Source organism: Nocardia vinacea NBRC 16497, from assembly GCF_000308835.1.
Lineage (GTDB): Bacteria > Actinomycetota > Actinomycetes > Mycobacteriales > Mycobacteriaceae > Nocardia > Nocardia vinacea.
The window spans coordinates 1-330 of record NZ_BAGN01000289.1; the positions used below are offsets into that span (position 1 = coordinate 1).

Here is a 330-nt window from a genome sequence, read left to right on the forward strand (position 1 = left end):
GGGCACACGGGCAGGCTGACCGCGGTGGCGTTCAGCCCGGACGGTACCCGGCTGGCCTCCGCAGGCAACGACGGTGTGCGGCTCTGGGACCCAACCCAAGAGCCGGTCCGCGAACCGCTGACCGGCCACACCGGGAGACCGTGCGCCTATGGGACCCCGCGAGCGGGAAACCGGTCGGACAACCACTCACCGGCCACACCGACGCAGTTCCCAGCGTCGCGTTCAGCCCGGACGGCACCCGCCTCGCCTCCGCTAGTGACGACAGGTCCGTGCGGTTGTGGGATGTGGCCACCGGCGCACCGGTCGGTCAACCGCTCACCGGCCACACCA

At 71.8% G+C, this 330-nt stretch carries 1 protein-coding gene; it reads left to right on the forward strand.

The window, feature by feature from the left end; genetic code table 11:
* Nucleotides 1–140: 140 nt before the first annotated feature.
* The coding region (locus tag ON44_RS52925; RefSeq protein ID WP_245567441.1) for a WD40 repeat domain-containing protein at nucleotides 141–330 on the forward strand (190 nt) is incomplete at its 3' end.